This is a genomic window from uncultured Cyclobacterium sp., assembly GCF_963977555.1.
In the GTDB taxonomy this organism is placed as follows: domain Bacteria; phylum Bacteroidota; class Bacteroidia; order Cytophagales; family Cyclobacteriaceae; genus Cyclobacterium.
The window spans coordinates 1-7,217 of sequence record NZ_CAXBPD010000041.1; the positions used below are offsets into that span (position 1 = coordinate 1).

The following is a 7,217-nucleotide window of genomic DNA, read 5'->3' on the forward strand; positions in this document are numbered from 1 at the left end:
ACTTACCCGAATTAGTTTTTTATTGACAAACTCGTGAATCCCTAACTCCGATAGTTCACGGCCAAAACCTGATTGTTTTGTTCCGCCAAAAGGAAAATCGGCTTGTGTCCAGGTAGGGTGATTAATGAATAACATACCCGAATCTATTTGGTCAGCTATTCTTTTTCCGCGTTCAATATCTTGTGTGAATATAGAACCTCCCAAACCAAAATCAGAATCATTCGCCAGATCAATGGCAGCCTGTTCGTCTTTTACTACATAAAAGGAAGCTACTGGGCCAAATAATTCTTCATGATAAGCAGCAATATCTGGCTTCAAATCAGTAAGAATGGTAGGTTCCATAAAGGCACCTTTACGATCTGCGCGTTTACCGCCTAGTAGCACTTTTGCCCCTCCTTCAACTGAACGATTGACCTGATCTTCCAAATGCTCGGCTGCTCCTTCACTACTTAAGGGACCTAATTGAGTAGCAGGATCCATCGGATCCCCTAATTTTAATTTTGATAATGCATCCTTAAACTTTTGAATAAACTCATCGGCTATTGCTTCCACTGCAATAAACCGCTTAGAAGCAATACAACTTTGACCATTATTATTCATCCTTCCTACAACTGCCCATTCTAGTGTTTTTTCCAAATCAGCATCTTCCAGTATAATGAACGCATCGTTGCCACCCAGTTCTAATACAACTTTCTTTAAGTGTTTTCCTGCTTCGATAGCAACACTTGCACCGGCTTCCTCACTTCCTGTTAAGGAAACGCCTTTTATCCTTTTATCAGAGACCAATGCTGATGCACGTTTTCCTGAGATGAATAGATTCGTATACAATCCTTTAGGAGCCTCTGCTTCTTCGAAGAGTTCTTCAATGGCAGTAGCACATTGTGGAACATTGGAGGCGTGTTTAAGTAAAATAGTATTACCTACCATAATATTAGGTGCTGCAAATCGCACTACTTGATAGAAAGGGAAATTCCACGGCATTACACCTAATAAGGCGCCAATGGGACTATTACGAATGATTGCCGTTCCATATTCTGGGTCGAGTACTTTATCGGCAAGAAACGCTTCTCCATTATCCGCATAATAATCAAGAATATTAGCACTCAAATCGATTTCTCCTTCTGCTTGGGCAAGGAGTTTGCCCATTTCTAATGTAATGGTTTTTGCTAGTGCTGTTTTTTTAGCTCGCATAAGGGTGGCTACTTTATGTAATAAATCAGCCCTTTGCTGATAGCTCGTTTCTTTCCAGCCAGCAAAAGCTATTTGGGCTTTCGCTACCTTGGCGTCAACCGTCTTCTCCGTCATTTCTTCGAACGACTTTACGATCTTATTTGTATTTGGATTAACTGTTTGAATGGACATATTGATTGCGTTTTTAATTATTTAGTATGAGGAAATATTCCTTTACTATTTTGAAAAAATTTTCAAAAGCATGCTTCAATTTTGCGACTTATTTCTGAGTCAAAATTTGTTAAATATCTTTCAGGAAACTTTAGTCAAGTTGGGGAATTATAGGTTGGGTTATCTTACACAATTAGAAATCATTATTGTATGATTAGCTTTTTAGAATTTTACAAATCCTCTAAATTAATCCGTTCTCTTTTAGGTAGAGATTTGTAAAAAGTAGGTGTTAACCCTGTAATTTGTTTAAATTGTCTGGATAGGTGCGCTGCACTCAAATAGTGCATTTTATCAGAAATTACTTAAATATTTAAGGATTCTCTGCTGTTACCTTTTGTGCTGGTATCACTTCATCTTGCGTCTCTTCCATATCTTTGTCAAAAGAATATAAAGCATCGCTACTCATTTGTTCGCCTCCTGCTATTTTCATTTTATCCAATAAGTTCATCGCAAGCGTTTCTTCTTCCACTTGTTCCTGAACAAACCATTGCATAAAATTCCATGTTGCCCAATCTTCTTCTGCATGGCTCATTTTTACAAGTTTGTAAACCGCATTTGTATTATCTACTTCATGTTCGAAAACTTTTTCAAAGCAGTTATTTATACTTACTGGACTCTCGGATGGAGCAGGAATTGCCGTCACCTCTACTTCTGCACCTCTTTTTAAAATGTATTCTAATATTTTCATCATGTGGTTCCGCTCTTCCTGTGCATGTCTGAAAAGAAAATTGGCGATACCACTGAATCCCCGTTTGTCTGCCCAGGCAGCATAAGACAAATATATTTGCGAAGCATGCGCTTCTTTTGTCATTTGTGCATTCAATGCTGCTGCAATAGTTTTTGATAGTCTGTTTGTGTTCATGTGTATTTTATTTATTGAGTTATCTAAAATTTTTCTGTTATAATTGATTTTTTATCTACATTCAAATCTGCTAGTTGTTTTTCGATTGCTTCCATCATTGGCGGAGGTCCGCAGAGATAAAACAGTTTATTTATTCCAATACTGTTTGCTTGAATGAAGTCTTTCGTAATTTGTCCATTTGCATATCCCTCCACTTTCTCATCTGATAAAATGTTAATGAAATTAGTGCCTAATAATGCTTTAAATTCTTTTTCGAGTATGATGTCATTCTTGGTTTTATTGGCGAAAATGAGTTTATTATTCCCTATTTCATTTTTTGCCTCAAGGTCTCTAAAAATTGAAATAAATGGTGTAAACCCTGCACCTCCAGCAATAAATAAACCTTCACCTTTGTAACTGATTGCTCCAAAAATCTCATGTAAAATTAACTCATCGTTTATTTTTAGATGAGATAATTCGTTTGTCATACTTTTATGCGATGGATAAATTTTAATAATAAACTCAAGATAATTATCCTCTGGCAGACAAGTGAAAGTGTAAGGGCTTTTCTTATCCTTCCAACCATTCTTGTTTATGGAAACTTCCGTGGCTTGACCAGGTGTAAAGGCGTACTTTTCAGGTTTTTCAGTAACAATTTTCAATACATCATGAGTTACCTTGTCTACTGATTGTATTTTTACAATATGTTGTTTCATCTTATTTTTATTTTGACTTCTATTGTGCTAAATCACTTTGTATTCGTTTTCTATGTGGCGTGGTTTACGCTTATCTCGCTTCTAGCTATATGTTAGTTATTCGATTTTAATGATTAATTTATTTTCGCTTTTTCAGATAGTCTCCATTTTGTATTTCTTTATACTCTTCAGCATAGGAAAGCCATTGTTTATTCACCTTTTTAAAAATTAAACTTCTATTCAATCCTTCTGGTGAATTACAGCCCGATGCGGCCAATAATTCCAAAAAATCTTGTAATATATTTTTGTGGTAATTCTTAACTCTTTTCCATTTTTCAGATACCACCAAACCTCTCACAAGTTTCGGGTTATTAGTAGTTACACCTGTAGGGCATTCATTGGTATTGCATTTAAGCGCTTGAGTACAGCCCAAAGCCAGCATCATTCCTCTAGCAGAATTACAGACATCTGCCCCAATACAAAGGGCTTTAAAAATATCAAAAGCCGTAAAAATCTTGGTGGCGGTAATGACTTTTATTTCTTTTTTTAGGTTGTATCCATTGAGTGTATCCACTACAAAAATCAGTGCATCTTCCCAGGGCATACCTACATAGTTTGAGAAATCAATGGGAGCAGCTCCCGTGCCTCCTTCGGCACCATCCACAGTTATGAAATCCGGTTTTATACCTGTCTCTACTATTTTTTTACATATTTCAATAAACTCTTGTTTGCTTCCTACGGCAAGTTTAAAGCCTACTGGTTTTCCGTTAGATAATTCTCTTAATTGCTTCACAAATTGCAATAATCCTTCAGCATTTCTAAAGGCTGAATGACCAGGAGGTGAAATGATATCAGTATGTGGTTGAATACCTCTAATTTTAGCAATTTCCTCATTATTTTTAGCTGCAGGAAGAACACCTCCATGTCCAGGTTTTGCACCTTGTGAAATTTTTATTTCAATCATTTTCACTTGCTCCCAATTGGCCTTTTCTTTGAATTTTTCTACGTCAAATTTTCCATCCGCTGCGCGACAACCAAAATAACCAGTGCCGATTTCCCAAACCAAATCTCCTCCCTGTAAATGGTGTTTTGATATGCCTCCTTCACCTGTGTCGTGGAAAAAGTCACCTGCTCTGGCACCCATATTTAATGCCTTTACGGCATTTTTGCTCAAAGCTCCAAAACTCATGGCTGAAATATTAAAAAGGCTGGCACTGTAGGGTTGTCTGCAATCTTTCCCGCCAATGACAATGCGTGGTGGTGTTTCCATTTTCCTTGCAGGATAGATGCTGTGCTGCATCCATTTATAATCATCAGCATGTACATTAAGTTCGGTACCAAATGGATGTGTTTGGGTTTGTTCTTTGGCGCGTTCATAGATATAAGTGCGGTGGTTCTTATCAATGGGTTTGCCATCTGTACCGGACTCGACAAAATATTGATGAAGCTCAGGACCAATCATTTCTAATAAGTATCGCAGATGACCAATTACAGGAAAGTTTCTTAGTATCGTGTGTTTTTTCTGAAATAGATCATAGAACCCAAGCGTCACGAGTAAGATTACAAGACCAATAAAACCAGGTAAAGGCCATACAATTACACATATAAGTACGGCAAAAATCAGGAAGGCAATTATTGTAAATTTAATAGCTTGCTTCATAATGGTTTATATTAATTCTCGTAAGTATTTTAGTTCACTATTGGTCGTATCTACTATTTCAGCAAATTTTCCGTTCACCATCATTCTTCCCATAGATTGTGCAAAGCCTTTCACTTGTTCGAAATTTAGGGAAGGTGGCATGGCCAGGGCATTGGGATCTGTAAAAATATTTATAATTGCTGGCCCCTCATGCTTGAATCCATTTGAGAGCGCTTCTTCCACATCTTGGGATTCCTTAGCCTCCCATGCTGAGATATTCATCGATTCTGCCAATTTTACAAAATCGGGATTTAACATATCAGTCTGCCAATCCATATAGCCTTCTACCCGCATTTCAAGCTTTACCATACCCAGAGAACGATTATTAAAAATGATAATTTTAACAGGAATTTGATATTGGCTAATCGTCATTAAATCTCCTAAAAGCATGGAAATACCGCCGTCGCCACAAAAAGCGATCACTTGTCGGTCGGGATGTGACAATCCTGCTCCTATTGCCATTGGCATAGCATTTGCCATAGAACCATGATTAAACGATCCTGTCAGATAACGGTTTTTTCCAGCCTTTAAATAACGTGCAGCCCAAACGGCGCTCATGCCTGTATCAACAGTAAATATGGCATCGTTATCTGCTAATTTATCAACCAAATAGGCAACATATTCTGGGTGAATATTTTTTTCAGATCCCTTTTCTTCCACATAGCTATCATATATATCTTCAATTTCTTGATGTAATGAACGCATTTTGTCAAGAAAATCAGTTGAAGTTTTTGCTTCAATCAGAGGCATTAGATCTTGCAACGTTGATTTTATATCACCGCAATATCCAAAATCTACTTTCGCTCTGCGCCCTAATCTTTCAGGTTTAGTATCAACTTGAATAATTTTACATTTTTCAGGAAGGAACTCACTATAAGGAAAATCTGTACCCAACATCAAAAGAACATCTGCCTGATGCATGGCTTCAAAGCCAGATTTGTTACCCAAAAGTCCATTTAATCCTACAGCATACCGATTTTCTTTGCGTTCAAAAAATATTTTTCCTCTAAAACTATATCCCAAAGGAGATTTAAGAGCTTGTGCCAATTGCATGACTTCATCCACAGCAAAACGACATCCATGTCCGCAGAACAGTACCACCTTTTCATGATCATTGATGATGCTTGCCAGTTCCTGAAGATGTTCATGGCTTGGGGTTATTCGTGGTTGCGTATAAAAATTATTATTAGATGTATGTACAGATTCCAGCTCAGCTGCCGCTACATCACCTGGGAGTGCTAAAACAGCAACCCCTTTCATGCTTATGGCATGCTGAATAGCAGTTTGCAATCCATTTATAGCTTGTTTGGGTGTATTTGCTTGAAAGACGTATTTGGAGCAGTCTTGAAACAGATATTCAGGTTTCGTCTCCTGAAAGTTGTCCAATCCCATTTTTTCAGTAGGAATGGTTGAAGCAATGGCAATAACAGGGTTTCCAGCCTTGTTGGCATCATACAGTCCGTTGACCAAATGAATATGCCCAGGACCACTGCTTCCCATACAACAACCTATGCCGTTCAACTCTGCTTCCATGGAAGCAGCGTAAGCTCCTGCTTCCTCATGTCTTACATGTATCCATTGGAGTCTTCCATCTCTTCGTACGGCATCATTTACCGGATTAAGACTGTCCCCAGTTACAGCATAAACTCTTTTAACACCAGCCTCTACAAGCATTTCTACTATTTGATCGGATATATTTTTTGACATTTTTTTTACTTAGATGGTTATTCAAATTTGTTATAATGGTTTAAGGTTATACCATTGTAAAGAGTACTCTCCCTGTCAGATTTCCACTATTTTAGTGGCTTCATTTAACGAAATAAAGCATTTCCTGTGGGTTACTCATCATTATTATTTTATCACCTTTCATAACAATAGGTGCCTTTAATATGTCTTGATTATTTATCAATAGGTCTAACCAATCTTCATCTGATAATTGATTTAACTGTCCATACTTTTGAGAAAAGTTAGGATGTTCAATGTTCACTAAGTCTCGAACATTAACCTTCATCTTAGAAGCCAATTCTACCCAATGTGTGGTAGTTAATTTCATATGCTTCAGATCTATGTCACGAATAGGTATGATTTCCGTTTGCGCATAAGCCAGAATTTGCCGGCCGATGTGTTCATCAGAATTATAAATCAGTGTTATCTCTTTATCAGTATTGGCGAATATCATAATATTTATTTAGTTAGTTTAACTTGGCTATGAGCATTAGCGTCCCAGTGAAAGCTATTGATTATAGGTTTTAGTGTCTATAATTTTTTAGTATCTGATCAATACCTTTTGCCAATTGAAAATCCTTTTTTGTGAGTCCGTCTGCATCATGAGTGTTAAGACTAATAGTCACGTTGTTGTATACATTCTTCCAATTTGGATGGTGGTCTGACTTTTCAGCTATCATTGCAACTGCTGTCATAAACGAAAATGCTTCGACAAAATCCTTGAAAGTAATTTCTCTTTGAATGAATTTACCTTCTAGAATCCACAAAACATCAATTTCTTTCATTCTGTCCTGAATCTCTTGTTTTTTTAAATTTGTCATTTTTCTAATATTTTTATTTTAAACTATTCCTTTTT

Annotated in this window: 8 protein-coding genes; all 8 read right to left on the reverse strand. The window is 36.9% G+C overall.

What is annotated here, in order from left to right; translation table 11 throughout:
• Nucleotides 1-1,362: NAD-dependent succinate-semialdehyde dehydrogenase (locus tag AAC073_RS24810; protein ID WP_339926481.1), on the reverse strand; the 1,362-nt coding region annotated here is incomplete at its 3' end.
• Nucleotides 1,363-1,571: 209 nt separating this feature from the next.
• The gene (locus AAC073_RS24815; protein WP_339926488.1) at nt 1,572-1,700 is read right to left on the reverse strand and encodes a hypothetical protein; all 129 of its coding nucleotides are present in this window, start codon (nt 1,698-1,700) and stop codon (nt 1,572-1,574) included.
• Between the two features lie 11 nt (nt 1,701-1,711).
• Nucleotides 1,712-2,263 carry a ferritin gene (locus tag AAC073_RS24820; protein ID WP_339926482.1) on the reverse strand — a complete coding sequence of 184 codons (552 nt, stop codon included), beginning with the start codon at nt 2,261-2,263 and terminating at the stop codon, nt 1,712-1,714.
• Between the two features lie 23 nt (nt 2,264-2,286).
• Nucleotides 2,287-2,958, reverse strand: a complete 672-nt coding sequence (locus tag AAC073_RS24825) for an FAD-binding oxidoreductase (RefSeq protein ID WP_339926483.1) — start codon at nt 2,956-2,958, stop codon at nt 2,287-2,289.
• Between the two features lie 118 nt (nt 2,959-3,076).
• A complete protein-coding gene (locus AAC073_RS24830) occupies nt 3,077-4,597 on the reverse strand; it encodes an FMN-binding glutamate synthase family protein (RefSeq protein ID WP_339926484.1) in 1,521 nt (506 codons plus the stop codon).
• 6 nt (nt 4,598-4,603) lie between these two features.
• Nucleotides 4,604-6,343 carry a thiamine pyrophosphate-dependent enzyme gene (locus AAC073_RS24835; protein WP_339926485.1) on the reverse strand — a complete coding sequence of 580 codons (1,740 nt, stop codon included), beginning with the start codon at nt 6,341-6,343 and terminating at the stop codon, nt 4,604-4,606.
• A gap of 100 nt (nt 6,344-6,443) precedes the next feature.
• Complete coding sequence (locus tag AAC073_RS24840) at nt 6,444-6,815, reverse strand: ArsC/Spx/MgsR family protein (RefSeq protein ID WP_339926486.1); 372 nt, start codon at nt 6,813-6,815, stop codon at nt 6,444-6,446.
• Nucleotides 6,816-6,885: 70 nt separating this feature from the next.
• Nucleotides 6,886-7,182 carry a 4a-hydroxytetrahydrobiopterin dehydratase gene (locus tag AAC073_RS24845; protein ID WP_339926487.1) on the reverse strand — a complete coding sequence of 99 codons (297 nt, stop codon included), beginning with the start codon at nt 7,180-7,182 and terminating at the stop codon, nt 6,886-6,888.
• Between the last annotated feature and the right edge of the window lie 35 nt (nt 7,183-7,217).

Excerpts from the sequence above, each read along its gene's own strand:
- AAC073_RS24820 (WP_339926482.1), bottom strand. The coding sequence starts at position 2,263 with ATGAACACAAACAGACTATCAAAAACTATTGCAGCAGCATTGAATGCA.
- AAC073_RS24825 (WP_339926483.1), bottom strand. The coding sequence starts at position 2,958 with ATGAAACAACATATTGTAAAAATACAATCAGTAGACAAGGTAACTCAT.
- AAC073_RS24830 (WP_339926484.1), bottom strand. The coding sequence starts at position 4,597 with ATGAAGCAAGCTATTAAATTTACAATAATTGCCTTCCTGATTTTTGCC.
- AAC073_RS24835 (WP_339926485.1), bottom strand. The coding sequence starts at position 6,343 with ATGTCAAAAAATATATCCGATCAAATAGTAGAAATGCTTGTAGAGGCT.
- AAC073_RS24840 (WP_339926486.1), bottom strand. The coding sequence starts at position 6,815 with ATGATATTCGCCAATACTGATAAAGAGATAACACTGATTTATAATTCT.
- AAC073_RS24845 (WP_339926487.1), bottom strand. The coding sequence starts at position 7,182 with ATGACAAATTTAAAAAAACAAGAGATTCAGGACAGAATGAAAGAAATT.